At 35.7% G+C, this 21,969-nt stretch carries 16 protein-coding genes; 11 read left to right on the top strand and 5 right to left on the bottom strand.

Going from position 1 to position 21,969, the window contains the following annotated elements:
- Positions 1-145 precede the first annotated feature (145 nt).
- Positions 146-2,575, top strand: coding sequence for a TonB-dependent receptor plug domain-containing protein (locus tag K350_RS0102620; RefSeq protein WP_051312793.1), 2,430 nt, complete (start codon positions 146-148; stop codon positions 2,573-2,575).
- Positions 2,576-2,756: 181 nt separating this feature from the next.
- On the opposite strand, the gene K350_RS27100 is transcribed toward K350_RS0102620, so the two are convergent.
- Together K350_RS27100 and K350_RS27095 are read right to left on the bottom strand one after the other, a co-directional pair.
- Positions 2,757-3,689, bottom strand: coding sequence for a DNA/RNA non-specific endonuclease (locus tag K350_RS27100; RefSeq protein ID WP_051312791.1), 933 nt, complete (start codon positions 3,687-3,689; stop codon positions 2,757-2,759).
- A 258-nt stretch (positions 3,690-3,947) separates the two neighbouring features.
- Entirely contained in the window at positions 3,948-5,531 is a 1,584-nt protein-coding gene (locus K350_RS27095; protein ID WP_028978587.1) for a hypothetical protein, read from the bottom strand.
- Between the two features lie 172 nt (positions 5,532-5,703).
- Between K350_RS27095 and K350_RS0102605 the strand changes: the two genes are divergently transcribed.
- Positions 5,704-6,180 (top strand): peroxiredoxin family protein, encoded by a 477-nt coding sequence (locus tag K350_RS0102605; protein WP_162144118.1) that lies wholly within the window; start codon positions 5,704-5,706, stop codon positions 6,178-6,180.
- A 100-nt stretch (positions 6,181-6,280) separates the two neighbouring features.
- Here K350_RS0102605 and K350_RS32805 read toward each other — a convergent pair whose 3' ends face one another.
- Both K350_RS32805 and K350_RS0102590 read right to left on the bottom strand, forming a co-directional pair.
- A complete protein-coding gene (locus K350_RS32805; protein WP_245598411.1) occupies positions 6,281-7,417 on the bottom strand; it encodes a hypothetical protein in 1,137 nt (378 codons plus the stop codon).
- A gap of 14 nt (positions 7,418-7,431) precedes the next feature.
- Complete coding sequence (locus K350_RS0102590; RefSeq protein ID WP_028978585.1) at positions 7,432-8,427, bottom strand: enolase C-terminal domain-like protein; 996 nt, start codon at positions 8,425-8,427, stop codon at positions 7,432-7,434.
- Between the two features lie 198 nt (positions 8,428-8,625).
- Here K350_RS0102590 and K350_RS0102585 point away from each other — a divergent pair, with 198 nt between their 5' ends.
- The 8 genes from K350_RS0102585 (at position 8,626) to K350_RS0102550 (ending at position 20,004) form a co-directional block, all read left to right on the top strand.
- On the top strand, positions 8,626-9,138 hold the full coding sequence (locus K350_RS0102585; RefSeq protein ID WP_028978584.1) for an FKBP-type peptidyl-prolyl cis-trans isomerase: 513 nt from the start codon (positions 8,626-8,628) through the stop codon (positions 9,136-9,138).
- 96 nt (positions 9,139-9,234) lie between these two features.
- Complete coding sequence (locus K350_RS0102580; protein WP_028978583.1) at positions 9,235-10,284, top strand: PorP/SprF family type IX secretion system membrane protein; 1,050 nt, start codon at positions 9,235-9,237, stop codon at positions 10,282-10,284.
- 72 nt (positions 10,285-10,356) lie between these two features.
- Entirely contained in the window at positions 10,357-12,291 is a 1,935-nt protein-coding gene (locus K350_RS0102575) for an AAA domain-containing protein (protein ID WP_028978582.1), read from the top strand.
- Between the two features lie 49 nt (positions 12,292-12,340).
- Positions 12,341-12,787: a YkvA family protein gene (locus tag K350_RS30700; RefSeq protein WP_051312787.1), complete on the top strand. Its 447-nt coding sequence runs from the start codon at positions 12,341-12,343 to the stop codon at positions 12,785-12,787.
- A 242-nt stretch (positions 12,788-13,029) separates the two neighbouring features.
- A complete protein-coding gene (locus K350_RS0102565; RefSeq protein WP_028978581.1) occupies positions 13,030-14,292 on the top strand; it encodes a nucleoside recognition domain-containing protein in 1,263 nt (420 codons plus the stop codon).
- Positions 14,292-14,891, top strand: coding sequence for a DNA-3-methyladenine glycosylase (locus K350_RS0102560; protein WP_028978580.1), 600 nt, complete (start codon positions 14,292-14,294; stop codon positions 14,889-14,891). Before K350_RS0102565 ends, K350_RS0102560 begins: the two co-directional genes overlap by 1 nt.
- A gap of 12 nt (positions 14,892-14,903) precedes the next feature.
- Positions 14,904-16,835 (top strand): WG repeat-containing protein, encoded by a 1,932-nt coding sequence (locus tag K350_RS0102555; protein ID WP_028978579.1) that lies wholly within the window; start codon positions 14,904-14,906, stop codon positions 16,833-16,835.
- A gap of 301 nt (positions 16,836-17,136) precedes the next feature.
- Entirely contained in the window at positions 17,137-20,004 is a 2,868-nt protein-coding gene (locus K350_RS0102550) for a T9SS type A sorting domain-containing protein (protein WP_028978578.1), read from the top strand.
- A 54-nt stretch (positions 20,005-20,058) separates the two neighbouring features.
- On the opposite strand, the gene K350_RS0102545 is transcribed toward K350_RS0102550, so the two are convergent.
- Positions 20,059-20,877, bottom strand: a complete 819-nt coding sequence (locus K350_RS0102545; RefSeq protein WP_028978577.1) for a phospholipase A — start codon at positions 20,875-20,877, stop codon at positions 20,059-20,061.
- Between the two features lie 117 nt (positions 20,878-20,994).
- Between K350_RS0102545 and K350_RS0102540 the strand changes: the two genes are divergently transcribed.
- A complete protein-coding gene (locus K350_RS0102540; protein ID WP_028978576.1) occupies positions 20,995-21,843 on the top strand; it encodes an aldo/keto reductase in 849 nt (282 codons plus the stop codon).
- Positions 21,844-21,969 lie beyond the last annotated feature (126 nt).

The following is a 21,969-nucleotide window of genomic DNA, read 5'->3' as shown; positions in this document are numbered from 1 at the left end:
TTATAGGCACTTCGAAAATTATTTTTTGAAGTGTCTATGATTTTTAATAAACTGTATGTACGTCTAATATATGCCAATTGAGGGATTGGTGATTTAAAATCAGATTTCATTTTTATCTATTTAAAATCTTCTAAATATCAAAGCAATGATCTTTGTTAAAAGAAATACCTATAGAGGGTTAAGTTTTGCTGTATTTTTTTTCTTGATTAGTTTCAGAATAAATGCGCAGAAAGTAACTATCAATGATGGGATTAGTCAAGCACCACTTGAAGGTGTATTTATTAGTGATCATCAAAAACAGATTTATACAACGTCCAATTCTAAAGGTCAGGCCGATATCTCTCAGTTTGAACAATCTGATAGTATACGGTTTCAACTTGTGGGGTATAAGCCGTATGTTATCAGTTTTATCAATTTAAGTGCTTCAGGATTTAAAGTGCTATTATCTGAAGAAACCGGGTTGATAGACGGAATAGTAGTTTCAGGTAGTAAGTTTGAAGAGAACAGAAAGGATATTCCAAGACAGATACAAGTTATAAATTCCGGCGAAATGCAATTCGCGAGCCAGGAAACCACTGCGGATGTTCTCCAGAACACAGGAAATGTATTTGTACAAAGGAGTCAGATGGGAGGGGGAAGTCCAATTATGAGAGGGTTTGAAGCAAATAAGGTATTAATGGTTGTTGACGGTATCAGGATGAATAATGCTGTATACAGGGGAGGGCATTTGCAAAATGTAATTACCCTTGATAATAGTGTTATAGAAAGAACAGAATTGTTGTTTGGACCTGGATCTGTTATTTATGGCAGTGATGCTTTGGGAGGTGTAATGAGTTTCTACACTAAAAGACCAGTTTTATCAGGAAGTAAAGGCAAAACTTTCGCCAGTGCCAATGCCTATACCAGATATTCGTCTGCCAATTCTGAAAAGACAGGACATATTGATTTAAATATAGGTTTTAATAAAATTGCTTCACTTACAAGTTTTACATATTCTGATTTTGATGATTTAAGACAGGGTGGAGATAGGAGAGCGGCATACAAAGATTTTGGTAAAAGAAACTTTTATGTAGAAAGGATAGGAGGTAAGGATTCTGTTTTAACTAATAGTAATCCTGATATTCAAAAACAGTCAGGGTACAAACAGTATGATTTTTTACAAAAGATATTATTCTCACCTTCATCAAAAGTTACACATACATTAAATTTTCAATATTCCACTAGCTCAGATATACCACGTTATGACAGACTGGCTCAGTTTAGCGGTAAGCCTGCTTATGCTGAATGGTTCTATGGTCCTCAGAAAAGATTATTGGGATCGTATCATCTGGATTTGAACGAGAAGACAGCTTTTTATGATAAAGCCAGAATCATACTTGCCTATCAGAAAATTGAAGAAAGCCGTTATGACAGAAGATTTAACAAAGAGGTTAGAAATAGCAGGATAGAAAAGCTGGACATCTATTCATTTAATCTTGATATGGAAAAGGCAGTGAAAAAGAATGAATTCCGCTATGGCCTAGAAGTGAATTATAATAGGGTAGGTTCTTCTGCATATGGTGAGAGTGTAGTAACAGGGATAAGAACTCCGCTAGATACAAGATATCCTAATGGGGGTTCATCAATGAGAACTATTGCCGGATATCTAACTCATAGCATTGAGCTTAATAAAAAACTTATCTTATCAGAAGGTGTCAGATACAGTAATGTAGAATTGAAAGCCAACTTTGGAGAGAAGACTTTTTTCCCATTCCCTTATTCCGATATCAAGCAAACGAATGGAGCTTTAAATGGAAATATCGGACTTGTTTTTCTTCCTGAAAAGTCCTGGAGGTTATCTGTATTTGGCTCAACCGGCTTTCGCTCTCCTAATGTAGATGATCTAAGTAAAGTGTTTGAGTCCGTGCCAGGTAATGTCATTGTACCAAATCCAAATTTAAAACCGGAGTATACTTACAATGGAGAGTTGACTATAGCAAAATCATTATCCAATAGAATTCATCTGGAAGGGACAGCCTTTTATACCTGGTATACCAATGCTATAACAACAAAGTTTGGTAGGTTCAATGGACAAGACTCTATTCTATATGATGGCAAGATGAGCAGAGTGCAAACAAGTGTCAATGCAGGTAAAGCATATATTTATGGTGGGAATTTTACCCTCTATGCTGAGATAACTAAAAACGTTGTATTGGCCAATACATTTAATTATACATATGGAAGAATTAAAACTGATTCTTCTGACTATCCTCTGGATCATATTCCTCCGGCATTCGGAAGAAGTTCAGTCAATGTAAAAGTGAAAAGGTTCAGAGGAGAGTTTTTTGTTTTGTATAATGGATGGAAAAGGATAAAGAATTACAATTTGGTGGGTGAAGACAACATTGCCCAGGCAACTTCCGATGGTATGCCTTCATGGTATACCCTTAACATCAGAACAGCCTTTGAAGTAAATAAGTATATTCAGCTTCAGTTTTCTGCTGAGAATTTATTAGATAGAAATTATAGAATTTTTGCTTCTGGCATTAGTGCTCCTGGTAGAAATTTTTTGGTAACACTCAGAGTTAAAGTTTAAAGTAAATCAAGGATAAAAGAGAATTCTCTGTAAAGTCAGTTTAGGAATTTTAAAGCTGATTAACACTGATATTTTTCTAATGCTTAATTCCGGTTTAAGGTTTAGGCCCATGAAACTACAAAAGAAAAAGGAGGCAATTACACCCTCCTTTTTCTTTACAGCGGCAGTAATGACTTTAAGCTTACAACATTATATCATTAAAATTTCTTATCTCTCTCTTAAAATTATTAAGAGAAGACATTATTTCATGCTGAGAAAATCCATCATATTGTTCCAAAGCTTCAAAATCTAAATTTGTATCCATCATCACTTCTCTTATACTGACTTGATAGGTTTTGTAGGGGCCATATATAAATTCCATATCAGATAGTTCTTTTTCCTGGCTTATCTTATAGGCTGTAGCAGAAGGAGTACCATCTTCCTTTAAAAATGCTATTACCTTCCAGTAAGCGTCTGGAATTCGTGCATCCTTATATGTAATATCATTGTTTGTGAAAAAAGGACCTGTGAAAACGGATACTTTCATCTGATATACTCTGGCATTTTGAAGGATGTAATTTTCAAGTCCCAGCCAAGTATGTTGATTAAACACATCAATCTGAGGGCATGCATTGGTGTAGTGGAAAGTATCCAGGTTTGCAGTCGCTGCATCATCTCCCCATACAGGATCTTCCCTTCTTACCATATGTCCTCTGTCGAACCTGTTGTTTTGATAAAGCTCATTTCCAAATTGCTGGTTTGTTTCAATTCTGCTATCCAGATACCATTTATCTGATCGTCCTATTTTTTGTGATTGATTACCATCAATATTAACACCGGTAATCATTGACATTTTACGGGAGCGGGACATAATAATGGAGAAGTGGGTATATTTCAATTCAACATCATCAACGTCTTTTAATTTTAACATATCATTGGCCTTTATTCCAGTTGCCTTGGGAAGGTCTATTGTCCAGTCTTCAAGAAAGTCGGGATTGTACCCTTCTCTTCCTTTTAATTTTTCAGCTTTTGTGTAAAGTACCTCTTCAGCTTTTGCTTCAGTGCCATTAATAATATCCCCAAGTCTTTTCATTTCATTGAAAGAGACTTTGTGTTTTGATTTTACTTTGAACATAGCTTTAGTTGGTCAGATAAAATTTTGTTATGAGTGATTATAAAGTTTATAATCTATTTTTCATTCAGTTACTATATGGAATGAATTTATTATCCTGCAAGCTTAAATGCTGTTAGTTATCGGGATAACTAATTTATTACCCGGAAGTATGATAAGTGTTTAAAGAGTAGTTGATTTTGAGTGGAATAGTGTTTTAACTTCTTCTATTAATTAATAAGGAGCATATGAGAAGTATATTTATCCCATAAGGAAGTGATGTTATTCTCGTCTTCCTGATCTTTCAAAGTAATAATGCAATGGATCGGTTCCGAATACTTCTATTTGTGTGGTGCCTTCATAACGATTAGGTCCGTATTCATACACTCTTGTTTTCTTTAAAATACCTTTCAATTCTGAGTGATCTAAAATTTTATCGTATGCTTCTCCTCCATATATATTTATTAGAATTCCCTTGTTAGCTTTGCCCTCTATTATAAATTCATCTTCTCCTCTCAGGCCATACAGAGTTATTTTATTCGTAAGATGATTGTCAAATACTTTTTTAAATAATATATTTTTTTCATCATTGTCATACACTGTAACTTCTGTTGTATTTTTTTGCCTTACAATTTTAAAGAGATCTTCTTTATCTGTACCAGCAATTATAGGTTCCTGCTGAATCATTTTATAAAACTCAATTCCTGTTTTAGAAAGATGATCTCTCCTATATTTAAGTTTATCTATTGTTGAAAGGCCAATTTGATTGAATACAGGCTGCGGCCAGGTTTTAATAGAATTTTCTATTACAGAGTCTGTAATATATGTCTGAAGATTTTTGATAATCAGTTGCCAATCCGTCTCAGTAAGTTCAGGTAGAACAAGTCGATCTATATATCTGCTGTTTTTTCCCATGCCTTTAATGCTTTGAATATCATAGTCGTATGATTGTAGTTTGGAATTAATTGCAACAGCAAGTTTCAATACTAACCCATCGTTAAACTGAAAGAAAACCATATCTCTGTCTCTAGGGATAGGTTTAAAAACTTTTCCTGTGCTATCTTCAAACACTGCCCATTTCCATTGATCGGAATGTCTGTCCCAGTCGCCAACCAGTAAGTCAAACAGTCGACATTTTGCATAAGCTTTCGGATCTATTTTTGCATTTTGATTTTTAAATCTTTCACTCAGCATATCCTCTGTGGAAATGATATCAGAGGCAAATCCAAATAGCTTGGTATTGGCCCATTCCTCATCAGGGAATTCTTCGAGCATGGCAAGTTTACCTCTTAATCCATCGAGAAATTCTTCAGTATCTTTTTCGTCCGGAACATATACCAGTATTGGGTTCGTGTGAAAGATCCCTGCTGCATTGGCAAGACCCGGAATAGCAAGTGGGCCATAAGGGTTCATTGCAGATATCTGATCCTGTAATAAACCTTTTATTGGATGGATTTTCAATATTTTAGGTAAGATTTTGGTTGGGTCTTTATCTATTCCTCTTAAGACAAATCGTTTGCCTTCAGCGCTTTTTAAGCGAATACTAATAGTCTGCATGTTTCCACCTGTTTTGGAAAAAGCAAGTCCTCCATGAGTATTCTCAAGATCAATAATAGGAACTTCTACAGGGGTTGCCCAGATTTTTCTGTAATGTTCTCCGAAGAAAAATTTGTAGACATCGCCTTTGGTATAACCTATTCCTGGTGTTGTAATAACAGTTGTATCAAGAGACAGAGGAGTTTTGCCCTGCAGTTTTCTTCCAGGGTATACAGGATTTTTACTTTCATTGCATCCAACCAGGTATCCGGAGGTTGTAATCAAGGAAAAAATAATCAGTAAAAATATTGTGATTTTTCGCCTCTTCATCTTTTGTTTTATCTAATCAACCTCAAAACCCTTGTCTTTGTTGAAGTTTAAAGGGGATGATAACAACCATTGAAATGGTCATGTTATATTTTCGGGTAACTTGATAAATGATATGGGAGTGAAATTTAAATATATAATCTGCTTTTTGTTGGTTGGCTTGACAAGCTTAAGTATGGGAAATGACATAATAACCAAAGCAGAATTAGTAAGAGTGAATGAAGGAGGATATAAAATACCGGAAATCAATTTTGTGAGACTTGATGGGAAAAAATATACCAATAAAGATATTCCGCAAAACAAGAAAATAATGATCGTCTATTTTAATCCTTTGTGTGATTTATGTCAGGAGGAAACAACTGAGATTTTGAACAACATTAATTATTTTCAGAATGTTGAAATTTTAATGATAAGTCCCAATAGCCTTGAACAGGTGAAACAATTTCATAATCTGTACAAGCTTGCTCAGTTTCCTCAGATTACAGTACTTCATGATGCAAAGGATGATTTTTACCGTCAATTTGATGCCATTGGGTATCCATCTTTATATTTGTTTGATGAAAAATTAGAGATGATTACCAAGTTTGAGGCACAGGTTGGGTTTGATGATATAAAGAATGCTTTTGAACAGAATGCTTCAGCAACGAAATAAAAAGCTGAAAGCATAAAGCGGAAGGCTTAAAGCAAAAAGTCCCTCATTGAGGGACTTTTTTTATTTTACCTTACGTTTTGTGCTTTTAGCATTAAGCTTATTAAAACGTTTCAAGAATAGTATATTCCTTATCTCTGAATACAAATTTATCCCCTTTCTTTTTACCAGCCATGGCGTGGTATAGGGGAGTCATGGTAGAGATTGCGATAAAGCTATTTTTTTCGGCTAGCTTTGTTTCCCCAAGGCTGACACTTATGAAATAATTTTGGAGTTCAGTGTAAACAACAGATCCTAGACCAATGCTTTCCTGTGGATTCAGGAAAATTCTTTTTAGCAAAGAAAGACTGTTGATACCTTCCTGTAGCTGCCTCGCATACATATCTCTTGTGATCTGCATTGTTTCTCTGAAACCTTCAAACCTTTCTTCTCCCGACGCACCTTCTTCTTCATTAGCACTTTCCTGTGCATCATCCATAGCTTTTTTGGCAGTCTGCACAATGTTGCTTTGCATTTCAATGCACTTATTAAGCAACTCTTTTTTGAGTTCTATTTTTTTATCAGCATTCAAATCTATATCAGGTATTGCCCTATTGGAAGTATCAAAATTGTCTTCCAAATGAGGTATGTAAATATCTGGTTTTCTCGGAATCAAAGGCTCTTTTTTAATTTCCGGCTTAGGAGCAGCTTTCACTGGCTCAGTCGGAGCAGAAGCTTTGACTTCAGGTTTTTTAGAAGTAGTTTTTGAGGCCGGTTCAGCTTTTTTTACCGGCACTGCAGTCTTACTTACTACTTTCTTTTCTGCAGTTTTGGAAACTTTAACTTCTTGTTTAGTAACTTTAACTTCTTTACTAGGTTTAGGCGCTATGTTTTTTGAAACAACGGCAGCTTTGGTTGCCGGTTTAGTCGCAGTTTTTTTAACTTCAACCTTTTTATTTGCTGTTTTTTTAGCTGCAGCTTTTGGAGGTAAAGTCTTTTTACCATCTGCTTTTTTAGCTATTACCGCTTTTTTTGCAACTGCTTTCACAACAGCTTTTTTAGCTACTGTTTTTTTAGCAACCGCCTTCACAACAGCCTTTTTTACCGCAGCTTTTTTGGCTACAGTCTTTTTTACTGCTGCTTTCTTAGAAACTACTTTTTTTACAGCCGACTTTTTAGCCGCCTTTTGAGTTGTTTCTTTAGATTTTTTAGCTGCAGGTTTACTGCTTTTTTTTGTCTCTTTTGATTTGGTCTTGGCCATACCTACCTAAAAATTTAAGTTTTACTATAAAAAAGCTGTCCTTTTTTTTCTGTTATTAGATTAAATGGTTCATTATCAATTACAAAAAAACCATCAAGGTCGTTGTAATCTGTCAGGCTGCAAAGGTTCATGGCTGAAGAAATACCCAAACTTGTTTCTACCATACAGCCTATCATGGTTTTTAGTCCATGCTTTTTTGCATCTTTCAAAAGTCTAATGCCATTCAAATAGCCGCCGGATTTCATCAACTTCACGTTTATTCCATGAAATTGCTTGGTTAATTTTTTGAAATCAGCTTTGTCAGTTATTGATTCATCAGCAAAAATATCTAAAGTACAATTTTGCTTAAGATATTTATACTCCTCTTCAAAGTTATATGGAAGAGGTTGTTCAACAAAGACAATATTATCTTTTTTTATTTTTTCAAGAAATTTTATAAGTTCTTCAACATTCTGCCAGCTCTCATTTGCATCAATCATGATTGATTGGCTCGAAAGCTTACGTACCTCATTCAATAGGTCGAATCCGTTTTCTGAGTTTATCTTTAACTTTAGATATTTAAACCTCTCTAATTGGTGTTTTTTGTAAAATGGTTGAATTTCACCAATTTGCATTATCGGAAGCGTGTATGCTGTAAAAATATTCTTAGGTTCGTCCAACCCGAGAAATGAATAAACAGGTAAATTTTGTATTTTACTGAGATAGTGAATGTAAGCTGATTCAATCCCAAATCTCAAAGAATTACAAATTTGTGTGAAATTTAGTAAATTTTGTAAATCATCCAAACTTTTAATCCCGGATGCTCCATTTTTTAAGAAAAAATCAAATTGATCTTTAACCAGTTGAGGAGTTTCTCCATATCTTATATTAGGAGCCACTTCTCCAAATCCCGATTTTGTACCATCTGAAATCTGCAGAAAAAAATTGTTCTTAGTAACAGATTCACTTCTGGATATTTTCCAGTTGTATTTGAGTGTCAGGTGCTTTTCTTCAATTGTCCAGTTGATCACTTGGCCTTCTTTTAAAATATATCAAACATAATTCTTTTTTGTCATGAATTTTATTTAATCTGCATGGGAATGAATAAATTTATTCACAACTATTCTTAAACCTTACACCGCATTTTTCTCTTTATATACATAATTAATTAAATCGGTGTTTCAGAATTTATAATTATTGCTTCAGAATATTTATAGAAAGTCAAAATAATGAAAATTGAAAAAAACAAAGTAGTGGCTGTAGCCTACGATCTTCAGGCAAAAGACCAGGAAGGTAATGTGGAAGTTTCTGAGAAGGTAAATGCTCAGGAACCAATGGTGTTCCTTTTCGGTAGCAGTGGCTTACCTGAAAAATTTGAAGAGGGGCTGGATGGTCTTACAAGTGGTTCTGAATTTAAATTTGTCATCACTTCAGAGGAAGCCTACGGAGATTTTGAAGAGGAAGCTGTTGTTAACCTTTCCAAAGAAATATTTAAAATCGATGGAGAATTTGACGAATCTAAATTTCAGGTTGGTACTTTCGTGCCGATGTCTGATGCAGATGGTAATTTTCTGAGAGGTAAAGTATTAGCAGTAAATCAAAACGAGCTTACTATAGATTTTAACCATCCTCTTGCTGGCCTGAATCTTGAATTCCAAGGAAAAGTTGTTGAAGTAAGAGAGGCTACCGCTGAAGAACTTGACCACGGTCACGTGCATGGTCCAGGTGGTCACCATCATTAATATTGGCTGCTAAAATTAAAAAAGCTTTTAAATATAGAATTCTAATATAAGTTACTGCACTGGTTTCGTTAATTTTTATACTTTTGCAGTACTTCTATGTTTAAAAGCTTTTACTTTTTTCTAACACTTGGGAGTTTGATTATTACAAATTCCGCTTTTGCTCAGGATCCTCAGTTTTCCCAGTATTACAATGCTCCTTTATATTTAAATCCTGCTTTTGCCGGTACAGCAGAAAATACCAGAGCTATACTAAACTATAGAAATCAATGGCCCGGAACCGGTGCTTCATTTATTACTTATGCAGCCTCTCTGGATCATAATATCGAATCTTACAGAAGTGGAGTGGGGCTCCTAGTTAAAAGGGACAAGCAAGGAAGTAATGGTGCACTAGTTTCTACTGATATTAATCTATTTTATTCCTACGAAGTTTGGCTGAGCAACCGTTGGACCTTCAGACCAGGGATTCAGCTTGGGTATACCAACCGGACAATTGACTATGCAAGCTTTGTCTTCGGGGATCAGTTGGACAATAGCGGATTGACCGGAGGTGCTACAGCAGACGCTTTCACGGGGTCCAGACTGAATTTTCTGGATGCTTCCGCCGGCGGTTTGTTTTATGATGACCATTTCTGGTTAGGAATAGCTGGATTTCATCTCAACAGGCCTAATCAGTCGGTGAACGGATTACCCGATGCAAAACTTCCAATAAAATTTTCTCTCCATTCAGGGTATAAGTTTTTTCTAAAAAGCTGGAATGGAACCAGAAACATGCCTGAAAGGAGTTTTACTCCAACTTTTAATTACAAGTCTCAGGGAGCATTTGACCAACTTGACCTTGGCGCTTATCTAACCTATGACCCTGTAATGTTCGGTCTGTGGTATAGAGGAATTCCTGTAAAAAATTATGCTTCAGGTTTGCTCAATAACGAGTCATTCATTCTTATGGCCGGAATTCACTTTAACGGAATAAGCTTCGCTTACAGCTTTGACCTTCCTATTTCAAAGCTTTCCCTGGGGAATAGTTATGGTGCCCATGAAATCTCACTTATCTATGAATGGGAAATTCCTTATGACAAAAGGAAAATTAAAAAAAGAGGAAGAACGATTCCTTGTCCTAAATTCAGCAAAAGATATCAGAATTATTAATTGAACTTATAGCAATTTTATTTGTCTTAAGTTATTAATCTATTGTAATCACTTTATTATCAGGATAAATTAATGTCAGAAAAAGATTCCAGAGAAGAGCTTCAGGAGCTTCTGGATATATTAAAGGTTGAGCAGGAAGAAGACAGGAAACTTTATGAGTCAAAGATGCTGAATGCATCCATCCCAGAGAGAAGGGCTCAAGGACTAACCTGGTATCCGATAGTAGTAAAAGAATCTTATTATGGAGTAGGTGACAGACTTATTCTTGAGATTGAAAGACCTTCCTTTAAAGAAATTTCCCACCAGTTTCAGTCAGGTCGTGTTGCCGCTGTATTTACCAATAATCAGGATGAAGAACCTGAAAGTAAACTTGCAGGAGTTGTAACTTCTGTTCGACCAGACAATATCAAACTTACTCTTTTTGTGGATGAACTTCCTGACTGGTTTGACCGTGGCAAACTGGGGCTTGACTTGTTGTTTGATGAGACGAGTTACAAAGAAATGGAAAACACTCTGCAAAGGGTTATGAAAGCTAAACATAACAGGCTTGCTCAATTAAGAGAAGTGTTGCTGGGAAAGGAAAAGGCGGGTTTTCGTGAGAAAAAAGCACTGAGTCTCGATCCTTCATTAAATGATTCTCAAAGAAAGGCTATTGAAAATGTTGTTTTTGCAAAAGATGTAGCAATCATACACGGACCTCCGGGGACAGGAAAAACAACAACACTTGTAGAAGCAATAAGACAAGTGCTTGGGGAAGAGGAGCAGGTGCTTGTTTGTGCTCCGAGTAATACTGCAGTTGATTTGCTTACTGAAAAACTGGATGAAAAGGGGGTTAAAGTTGTAAGACTAGGACATCCTTCAAGGGTTAGTGAAAGCCTGCTGGCACATACACTTGACGTGCAGATTTCCAACCATAAGGACTTTAAGCAGATAAAAGAATTAAAAAAACGAGCCATTGAGTATCGGAATATGGCATTGAAGTATAAAAGAAATTTTGGGAAGGAAGAAAGAAATCAGAGGCGTATTATTCTGGACGAGTCTAGAAAATTACAGCAGGAAGCAGAAGCTATTGAGAATTACATCACTCAGGATATCTTAAGCAGAGCACGTGTATTTACCTGCACGCTCGTTGGGGCGGCATCTTATTTGTTAAAAGACAGAGAGTTTGAAACTGTTTTTATTGATGAGGCGGCGCAGGCACTTGAACCGGCTACATGGATTCCGATAACCAAGGCAGAAAGAGTTGTATTTGCAGGTGACCATTGCCAGTTGCCACCAACTGTAAAATCCATTGATGCAGCGAAGAAAGGTCTTTCTGTAACTTTGTTTGAAAAATCTATACAGCGTCAAAAGGCCGATGTAATGTTGGATACACAGTACAGAATGAATGAGAAAATTATGAAGTTTTCTTCTGTACAGTTTTATTATGATAAATTAATAGCTCATACTTCAGTAAAAGACAGACTTTTGAATGGTGATCCTGATTTTACGGCTCCGGTTGAATTTATTGATACCGCAGGGTGTGGATTTGAGGAGAAGTTAGAAGCCGAAACTTCCAGTACTTTAAATCCGGAAGAAGCTCAATTGCTTTTAAAGCATTTCACTAATCTGGTAGAAAAAATCGGTCAGCAGGTTATGATGGATGAAAGGCTGAAAGTAGCCCTGATTTCGCCGTATAAAGCCCAAGTGAATTTCTTAAAAGAATTACTTACTGCTTCGGAATTTGAGGAAAGTTTTAAAAAGCAGATATCTATCAATACTGTAGATGGTTTCCAGGGACAGGAAAGAGATATTGTGTATATAAGCCTTGTGAGGTCAAATTCCAGAGGTGAAATAGGCTTTTTAAATGATATCCGGAGAATGAATGTTGCTATGACAAGAGCAAAAAAGAAACTGGTTGTAATAGGGGAAAGTGGTACATTATCCGGACATCCCTTTTACAGAGGTTTTATTGACTATACAGAATCAATAAGCGCTTATAAAACTGCCTGGGAGTACATGTATTAAATTAGAACTAAGTAATCCCAGACTTATGTTTTGATTAAAAAGTCAATGTATGAAAGGATTTGAAAGCAACGGAGGTAAGGGACCTATTGATCTTGATGAAATCAAGACAGAATGGATAAAAAAACTGATATCTTTTGGAACTTCTTTTACTAAAGGCGCACATGCAGATGCGTTAAAAGAAGTAGTGGATAAATTTTATGATCCGGAGGCCAAAAGGTTTAAATTTGAGGTGATTGGACGTGAAGCCGGAATCGCTAAAAGAATGTTAAAAGCTGTTTTTAAGGGAGAATATAGAAATGTTTCCCCTTTTTTACTTGTCCAGATAGGTTTGGTATTCTCTTATTTCTATTTTAATATCGATTTTATCTCGGATAAAATACCAGTGTTAGGAGCTGTGGATGATATTGCGGTAGTCCTTTGGTTGTTGGATGGATTTAAAGATGAGCTTGATAAGTTTGAAGTATGGGAAAGTGCGAGAAGCATAAGATTAGCCTAAAAGTTGTAAGTTATAAGTTATTAAGTTCAAAGTTTAAAAGTCGAAAGTTTGATAAAAGCTTTCGATTTTTTGCTTTTAGTCAATAAATAATTTTTCTATCAAAGATTATTTAGATTCAGAACATTTAAGGAGATTTTTTATATTTTTATTCTTTGAGAAAAATAAAAAACTTGTCGAAAATTCTGGCAAGCTAAACCTTCTTTAATCTTAAAACTTAATACTTATAACTTACCACTTATTTAATGGTTCTAAACTACATCTGGATAGCATTTTTTCTGATCTCATTTGTGATCGCAATCGTCAGGCTGGGCTTGTATTATTTTGGTTATCCTCAGTATGGAGGTCTGGAAATTTTCCCGGAAATTATGAAAGCAGCTTTTGATATGGCCAAAAGTTCAGTTGTGGACATATCATTTGCATTAATTGGGATTCTTACACTTTGGATGGGGTTGATGAAAATTGCTGAAAAGTCTGGCATGATTAATATCCTTGCAAAATTGATAGGTCCTTTTTTTCATAAGTTATTTCCCGATCTTCCGAAAGACCATCCTTCTGTTGGCCTTATTATGATGAACTTCAGCGCAAACATGCTGGGTCTTGATAATGCCGCTACTCCCATTGGTTTAAAGGCAATGGAGTCTATGCAGGAACTGAATCCGAACAAGGATACTGCATTTGATCCACAGATAATGTTTCTTGTACTCAATACTTCAGGTCTAACACTGATACCTGTTTCTATTATGACATTCCGTTTTCAGGCAGGGGCTGCAGATTCTTCAGATGTATTTATTCCGATATTGATTGCTACTTTCTGCAGTACACTTGCAGGCTTGATTACAGTGGCCATTTATCAGAAGATCAACTTGTTTGACAAAGTTGTAATGGCTTATCTGGGTGGTTTGATAGCCATTATTGCTGGAGTAGTTTGGTATTTTGCAACTTTGCCTCCTGACAGAATTGGGCCTATATCTTCTCTTGTCAGTAATTTTATTCTTTTCTCAATCATCGCATCGTTTATATTCTTGGGTTTAAAGAGAAGGATAAATGTATTCGAAGCATTTGTTGAAGGCGCCAAAGAAGGCTTTGATGTAGTTGTAAGAATTATTCCATATCTGGTAGGTATTCTTGTTGGTATTGCTGTATTCAGGGCGAGTGGCGCCATGGATTATCTAGTTGGTGGGTTAACTTATCTTATTGGATTAACTGGACTTGATACAAGCTGGGTGCCGGCATTACCGACAGCTTTGATGAAACCACTTAGCGGAAGTGGTGCCAGAGCCATGATGATCGATGCTATGGCAAATGGGAAAGCTGATACGTTTGCCGGAAGGTTAGCCTGTATCTTTCAGGGAGCTGCAGACACTACGTTTTTCATTGTTGCAGTTTATTTCGGATCAGTTGGGATAAAGAAGACCAGATATTCAATTCCTGCGGGTTTGATTGCTGATCTCTTTGGAGTTATTGCAGCTATTGCTGTTGCTTATTTATTTTTCCCTGTTAAATAATGAAGCTGAATAAAGCTTTTTATACAAGGGAAGATGTAATAACTATCAGTAAGGAACTGCTTGGGAAATATCTGGTAACCCGTATAGATGGGAAACAGACTTCAGGGATGATAGTTGAAACAGAAGCATATATGGGGGCTGAAGACAAGGCTTCTCATGCTTATGGCAACAGGAAAACCAAACGAACAGAACCATTTTACAAAGAAGGCGGCATCGCATATGTTTATATGTGTTACGGAATTCATTATTTGTTCAATATTATTACTAATAAGATTGATATTCCTCATGCTGTGCTCATCAGGGCTGTAGAACCTTCTGAAGGTATTGAAACAATGCTTGAGAGGCGAAAGAAATCCAAGTTGAAACCGGAACTCACTGCTGGTCCTGGCGCATTGTCAGTAGCTTTGGGGATTTCAGCCAACCATAATGAAACCGACTTATCGGGATGTGAAATCTGGGTAGAAGATAGAGGAGTGATTGTTAAAAAAAATGAGATAATTGCCAGTCCACGAGTAGGCGTGGCTTATGCCAAAGAAGATGCACTTAAACCCTGGCGCTTTCGGATTAAGGATAATCCTTATACAAGCAAAGCCCGGTAAATAAATTTTGATATGAAAATACTGAATAAAATACTCCTTATCCTTTTTGTTTCTATAGCATTTAATACTGCTATGGCTCAAAAGGGAAGCAATTGTCCTGAAGATCTTATCCCCAGGAAAAGTGAAAACAAACAATATGGTTTTGTTACACTCTTTGGAGAATGGAGAATCACTCCTATTTATACTAAGGTTTCTCCTTTCAGAGACAATAAAGCAATTGTAATGAAGGGCTTAGTATATGGAGTCATTGATTGTGATGGAAATGTTCTGATACCCCCACAATTTGAGATGATGTCTAATTTCAGAAGTGGCAAAGCATGGGCTAAGAAAGGAGGTTTGTGGGGACTTGTAGATGAACGAGGGAAAGTGCTGATAGAATTTCAGTATTCTGAAATCAATCCTATTGCCGATACCGATCTGAGTTGGGTTAAAAAAGATAATCTATGGGGACTCGTGGGTGAGGAAAGAGGTAATATTATATGTAAACCGCAATTTAAGATTGCTCAGGTACTCTCAGAAAACGCTACGTTGGTGCAGCAAACTGAATTGTTTGGAGTTATCAACCATGTAAATTGTGGCTACCTTATTCCCGCACAAATTTCAAAAGTAAAAAAGATTGCTCAACATACAATTCTATACAAACAAAATAATCATTGGGGCTTATTCAGTGAGTTGGGTAAAATTCTTCTTCAGGCTGAATATGATTCTATCTATGCATTGGATGAAGACTTGCTTGTAATTAAAAAAGGTGGAAAGTATGGACTTGCCTCAATTACTGGTAAAGAAGTATTACCTCTTAATTATGAAGAAATAGGTGAATTAGGTGATGGCTACATCCCTGTGAAGTCCGGTGGCAAATGGGGCTACTCTAACAGATTAGGAAAAGTATATATTGCTCCTGCTTTTGAAGAGGCATATGCATTTAAAAACAGGAAGGCAGTAGTAAAGTCAGGCGGCTTATATGGAATAATTGACTTTGCCGGTAAATTTATTCAAAAGCCTCAGTATGCAAAGGTTCGAAGAAATTTTTCATACGATTATTTTGCAATTGCTCCAAAGGATAAATTCTACTTATATACTTCTCAACTAGTGAAAATGCTTGAGACGGGCTTTGATTCAGTAAGTGTTGTCGACAGTGTTTCATTTACCAGAGCTTATAAAGATGGTAAAGTTTCTTTTTTTAATGTGCCATCCAAATCTCAATCATTCCCGGGAGAATTCGAAGAGGCAGGAGAGCTTTATCGTGGGTTCTTTAAAGTTAAGCAAAACGGTAAATGGGGAATTATTGATACTAAAGGTAAGAGTATAGTTCCTACAAAATTTGATAGTGTTGAATTCGATTATTGCTCTGTAAGACTTATTTTTAAAGTTACACAGAATGGTTTGACAGGAGTTTATGATCAGTCTGGAAAAGAGATCTTAGCCCCTGTTTATGATTTTGTTACTTATGCTGCTCCTTTGTTCAAAGTGAAAAAGAACGGTGCTTATGGCTTGTATAAAACAAGTGGAGAAGTAGTAACTGAACCTGTGTTTGATTATCTGAGTAATAAAAAAGAAGAGCCTTTAATGGCAGATTGGCCAGCGATATTCGGACAAAAACAAAAGTTCGGCCTTATTAATGAAAAGGGAGAAGAGTTACTTCCTGCAAAAGCAACTAAAATTTTACCACTGGCTGGGACTTTGTTTGCTGTGAATTCTGGCAAAGCATTTGGATTGTTCAATACAGCATTGAAGAATGAACCTGAATATAAGTATGATGAATTAACCTTTGCCGGAAATAACATGGTGGCAGCCAGGAAGGGCAACAAATGGGGCGTTCTTGATAATACCGGCAAAGTACTTGTAAAGCCTGAATACGAGGAATTCAAAGCGGAAAACGGGCAATCAAAGTTTCTGAAAGATGGTAAATGGTATATACTGGGAAGAGGAGGAGTGTTAAAATAAATTTAAATAGAGTATAGTGAATGTATATAATACTATGATATAGTTTGGTGCCAGAACTTTAATCAATTAGCAGATTTCGGCTCTGATACTATCGGAAGTATTAGAATTTAATTGGTCTTATAATAAATATTTTTTTTATAGAAAATCTGTATCCTGCAGATTTCCTTACAGAATTATTTTACATATGAGCTGCTTATAATTCATGTTTTTCTGTCTTCACTTAGGAAGGTGTGTTATACACTGTTTAGATATTCCCCTGAATTGATATACATAGTTTGTGAAAATTTAACTTTTAAAGTTTATGAATACATACGTTAATATTTTAAAATTCATTTTGACTTTTATCTTTTTAATCTGCTTTAAGTTTAATGGCACTTGTAATGGTAAGGTTTTATTTCCTAAAGGTATTAATGCAGCTCCAACAAATATTACAATAAGTTCAACTAGTGTTACAGAACTTAATTTCCCAGGCGTTTTTGTTGGAAAACTAACAGCTACAGATACAGATCCAAATGATAAACATTCTTTTGTATTGGCAACAGGAGGGACGGATAACAATAGCTTTATGATCCGAAACGATTCGCTTTTTGGTCGTGAGGTTTTTACATATAGGAGGAAACCAACTTATAGTATTATTATCGAAGCAAACGACGGGACAAATACCTTTAAGAAAACATTTACTATTTCTGTTGCAGCGATTCCTGCTAAGGCTGGATATAGTGGTTATAACGATACAACAAATCTAAGACTCAAGGTGATTAATTATGGCACCAGCAATCTGATTTATATGGGAGTATATTATCCCGAAAAATATTATACCAATCCGGAATTAAAATGGCCGGTTATAGTGCAGTTTGGCGGATTGGGAGAAATGGCCGGAGAAACCGGAACTTCAGCAAAAATATGGTCCTTCGGCCCAATGAAGGATGTTTATAATAAAAAGGAATTTAATTACATAATCGTCTGTCCAATAGCAAAGAATAGCTGGGATCCGGTTACAAGGAGTGAAACCTTTAATTGGATAAATGAAAACATTTACAGCGATTCAAGGATAGACAGGAATAGAATCTTCACAACTGGTATCTCTAATGGAGCTCCTGATGCTCCCATGAGGGTTGAAGTGGATGGAAAGATACCTGTTGCCGGAATCATAGCATTAGCACCAAGAGTAAATTCAAGTGTATGTCCAAGTTGGGGAGAGCTTAATAAAACAGCTCTCTGGGCTATGACGCGATATGATGATGCAAGAGGAAATGCCACTTCGAATTATACATCTGCTATAAATCAGCCTGGCAGAGATGCGGATACGAGAGTAACAATTTTTTCAGGTTCAAGCCACAATATCTGGAATTATATATATAATGGTGGAACTCAACAAGGCCTGCAACCAGATTTTCCTAACAATTCCCTTTATCCTGATCCTGTATCTTTTCCCCCATTAGGAAATATATACAATTACATGGACCAGATAAGAAGGACAGACATAGCTCAACCTCCTACAGAGCCTATGAATTTTGAAGTTTCTTTAGCCGGTATTTATGTTAATCTAAGCTGGAATGATTTTGCAACCAATGAAAAAACTTTAAGGATAAGAAGAAAAAGAGAAGGCGGTGAATTTACAGATATATATTCAGGAGCCCCAATTACTTCTTATACAGACAAAAAAGCCATTCCGGGAAATAAATATTACTATCAGGTAAGATATGAGAACAGCCCTGAAGTATCAAGCTGGACTCCTTTAAAAAGCATCTTTATTCCTGAGAATAATATTCCTCGTACGGCCAATAATATCCTTCTTACTGGTAACACAGTTTTTGAAGAGAATACAATTGGTGTCGTCGGTAAGCTTGAAGATAATGCCTATCCTCAAGCAATTTATTCTGTGGTAGATAATTCGAATTTTGTTATTCAGAATGATAGTTTGCTGGTTTTGATAAACCCTTATGATTATGAAATCAATAAAGAAATAAAGGTTGTAGTACGTGCAAATAATTCTGTTGGATATTATGATGAAACATATACCATTAGATTTACAGATGTTCCTGAGACACCTTACGATGATAAGATTGTTCAGATTCATCTGGTTCATACCGCAACAGGATTAACTCAAACTTATACTACCAAAGGTAATTTGTTCAACCTTCTTAGATTCGCTAATTCAACGGCTACAAAATTCACTAATTCCAAGCCTTTAATTTGCAAAGATGGCAAAACTACTTCACCTGTAAACATAACCGTTTTTAAATCTGCAACGGAAGGATTTACCTACAGTTCAGGAACGGCTGACGGAAAGGTTGCGGGCAATAATTCCGGTGTTGTTCCGGATATAGTATTAAAGAATTTTCTTAGTTCTAAGATAACAGAGACTGGAGTAATTCAATTATCAGGACTTTCTGCATCTAAAAAATATACAATTAAAACTCTTTCGAATGGAAAGTACGTTGTCAATTGTACTTCCTGCATAGTTGATGTTTCTGTTCAGGATAATTTAAAAAAGCAGTTTTATTCACCTGATATATCATCTTTTTTGGTTTGGAACAATGTAGCTCCGGATGCTTCAGGAATCATTTCAGTTAAAGTCAATGCAGGAGATTCATTGTCGGTAGGAGTTCTTAATGCCATTACTGTTCAGGAAGAAATTTATTCAATCGCTCTCAGCAATTCAAGTATTGAAGGATATGCAGCAGGATTACTGGGGACATTAAGTACTACTTTACCTGAAGCTAGTTTTAGTATAGCAGAAAATCCTAATTTAATACTTATTGGCAACCAGCTGTATGTAGTAAATCCTTACGACTACACAGTCACTAAATCAGATGTGATAAAAGTAAAGGCGTCAAATGGTAGTGAAAATGTTGAGTTTTCATTTACTATTACAATTACAGATCCACTTGTGTTAGGTAGTACTAATCAAGTCTCTATCCAGGATTTGGTGGTATTTCCAAACCCTGCATCTTCGTATGTGACGATTGAATCTGAGATGTTAAAAGTAGAAACTCCGACGTTTAAAGTAAGAAATATTTTGGGTAGCAACATTGATGCTTTGTTTATTAGAAATAGTGATGGTAAATATTTCTTTGATGTTTCTACTCTGGATGCAGGAGTTTATTGGATAGAGGCATTAATTCAAGGAAAGATTTATCATAAATCACTTATAGTAACAAAGTAGGTCCTTCTTTTGAAGGAATAACTGCTAACTGTGTTTTTCTCGACAAGAAAGCGATCAGTCAATGATTAACTTGGATGGAGTGATTGCCCACCCAAGCCTGATTTTACTGGTTCGCACATTATAGTAAAGAAGATTTTCTGCATATCCTTCATATATCTGAAGATATAAGTACTGATTAGAAAATTTAAATAGCCTGTAAAACAGACCTACCTGAATGCTACCTTTTAAATCAGTTGATGCACCTTTCCTTGCTATTATATTAAGCTTTAATCTTTGCTGTCTAAAATTCCAATAGAAATTTAATTCTCCATAACCAATATAGTCCAAAAGACTTGCATTATCTCCGTATCCAAAGGGATACCATGTTCTTATCCATATTCTTTTATCTTTAAAGAACATCATATAATTTAAGGAAATAAAATTCCAGCTTCTGGAATAAATACTATCTTTCCCATTTGATTCATGTTCTGCAGACAATGATAACAAAGCATATTGTATGTTATCTTTGAAGAGAAACTTGCCCAATCCGAAACCAGGATTATAGTTGGAGTCCCCAAAAGGACTTGATTTTCTAAATACTTCCCAGAAAGTCTTTTGAGTATAAATAAGAAATAAATAGGTTTTAAATGGAAGGGTAGTTTTGGTAAGCCTTTGCTTAAAGCTTATTTGAAACTTGATATCAGAATTATATTTAGTCGGCTTCTCATTAAACGGTACTCCACTTATTAAATAATTCTCCTTATAAATTGTGAAAGATGGCGCTTGATCTATAAGTTTATTGAGAGAATCTTTGGATAGCTGCTGTGCAGATAAATTATCGGGAATTATAAGCAACTCCCAAACCAAGATCAGCAATGCTATCAGATATTTCACACATTTTGATTTATGATAATTTTAAACCTGACCGCTAGTTTTTTGTTGGTCTTTAAGTTTAATAATCTTTATTGAATCAGAATACTGATAAGGAATCTTAATTGAAATAATAAAAATATGACTTCTAATTTAAATTCTACTTTCTCCATAGGAGGAGATCTGTCTATCAATAGGATGGGCTTTGGTGCCATGAGGATTACTGGTGAAGGAATTTGGGGCCCTCCGGCTGATAAAAATGAAGCGATAAAGGTTTTAAAGAGATCCGTTGAATTAGGTATCAATTTTATAGATACAGCAGATAGTTATGGCCCAAATGTATCGGAGGAGTTAATTGCAGAAGCATTATTCCCATACCCAAAGGACTTAATTATTGCAACCAAGGGGGGCTTAACCAGAACTGGTCCTAATCAATGGCCCGTTAATTCTCATCCGGATCACCTGAAAAGAGCATTGGAAGGGAGCTTGAAGCGGTTGAAGCTTGATAAAATAGATCTATATCAACTTCACAGAATTGATCCCTCTGTGCCTTTTGAAGAAAGTTTGAAATTTCTAAAGAATGCTCAGAATGAAGGACTAATCAGACATATTGGTTTGTCAGAAGTCAATCTCGAGGAAATAAAGAAGGCTCAACAGCATGTAAAGATTGTTTCAGTTCAAAATAAATATAGTGTAGACAATCGTAAGTGGGAAAATGAATTAAAATATTGTCAACAAAATAACATTGCTTTTATTCCATGGTATCCTCTAAATGCCGGGAGTGTTAATACATTAGAAGAGTTAAATAAAATTGGAGCTAAATATAATGCCAGTGCACACCAGATAGCTCTTGCATGGTTGCTTCAGCATTCACCAAATATATTGCTGATACCGGGAACATCAAAAGTTAAACACCTGGAAGAAAATTACAAGGCAGGGTCCATTAAGCTTACTGAAGAAGATATATATTTACTGGACAATATTGGATAGTAATGAATGACTGTAGAGTAGGACAATCATATGCTCTGCAGTCATTTAAAATTTTTCTGATTATTTTTTTAAAATTCGTTACCTGCACAAATCAGGATTGTATTTATTGAGTATTCAAGCGCATTC

The organism is Sporocytophaga myxococcoides DSM 11118 (genome assembly GCF_000426725.1).
In the GTDB taxonomy this organism is placed as follows: domain Bacteria; phylum Bacteroidota; class Bacteroidia; order Cytophagales; family Cytophagaceae; genus Sporocytophaga; species Sporocytophaga myxococcoides.
Note: the sequence above shows the minus strand (reverse complement) of the source record. Positions and strands in the feature narration are given on the sequence as shown.

Excerpts from the sequence above, each read along its gene's own strand:
- K350_RS0102580 (WP_028978583.1), top strand. The coding sequence starts at position 9,235 with ATGTTTAAAAGCTTTTACTTTTTTCTAACACTTGGGAGTTTGATTATT.
- K350_RS27100 (WP_051312791.1), bottom strand. The coding sequence starts at position 3,689 with ATGTTCAAAGTAAAATCAAAACACAAAGTCTCTTTCAATGAAATGAAA.
- K350_RS27095 (WP_028978587.1), bottom strand. The coding sequence starts at position 5,531 with ATGAAGAGGCGAAAAATCACAATATTTTTACTGATTATTTTTTCCTTG.
- K350_RS0102555 (WP_028978579.1), top strand. The coding sequence starts at position 14,904 with ATGAAAATACTGAATAAAATACTCCTTATCCTTTTTGTTTCTATAGCA.
- K350_RS0102575 (WP_028978582.1), top strand. The coding sequence starts at position 10,357 with ATGTCAGAAAAAGATTCCAGAGAAGAGCTTCAGGAGCTTCTGGATATA.
- K350_RS0102550 (WP_028978578.1), top strand. The coding sequence starts at position 17,137 with ATGAATACATACGTTAATATTTTAAAATTCATTTTGACTTTTATCTTT.
- K350_RS0102605 (WP_162144118.1), top strand. The coding sequence starts at position 5,704 with ATGGGAAATGACATAATAACCAAAGCAGAATTAGTAAGAGTGAATGAA.
- K350_RS0102560 (WP_028978580.1), top strand. The coding sequence starts at position 14,292 with ATGAAGCTGAATAAAGCTTTTTATACAAGGGAAGATGTAATAACTATC.
- K350_RS0102620 (WP_051312793.1), top strand. The coding sequence starts at position 146 with ATGATCTTTGTTAAAAGAAATACCTATAGAGGGTTAAGTTTTGCTGTA.
- K350_RS30700 (WP_051312787.1), top strand. The coding sequence starts at position 12,341 with ATGAAAGGATTTGAAAGCAACGGAGGTAAGGGACCTATTGATCTTGAT.
- K350_RS0102540 (WP_028978576.1), top strand. The coding sequence starts at position 20,995 with ATGACTTCTAATTTAAATTCTACTTTCTCCATAGGAGGAGATCTGTCT.
- K350_RS0102565 (WP_028978581.1), top strand. The coding sequence starts at position 13,030 with ATGGTTCTAAACTACATCTGGATAGCATTTTTTCTGATCTCATTTGTG.
- K350_RS0102585 (WP_028978584.1), top strand. The coding sequence starts at position 8,626 with ATGAAAATTGAAAAAAACAAAGTAGTGGCTGTAGCCTACGATCTTCAG.
- K350_RS32805 (WP_245598411.1), bottom strand. The coding sequence starts at position 7,417 with ATGGCCAAGACCAAATCAAAAGAGACAAAAAAAAGCAGTAAACCTGCA.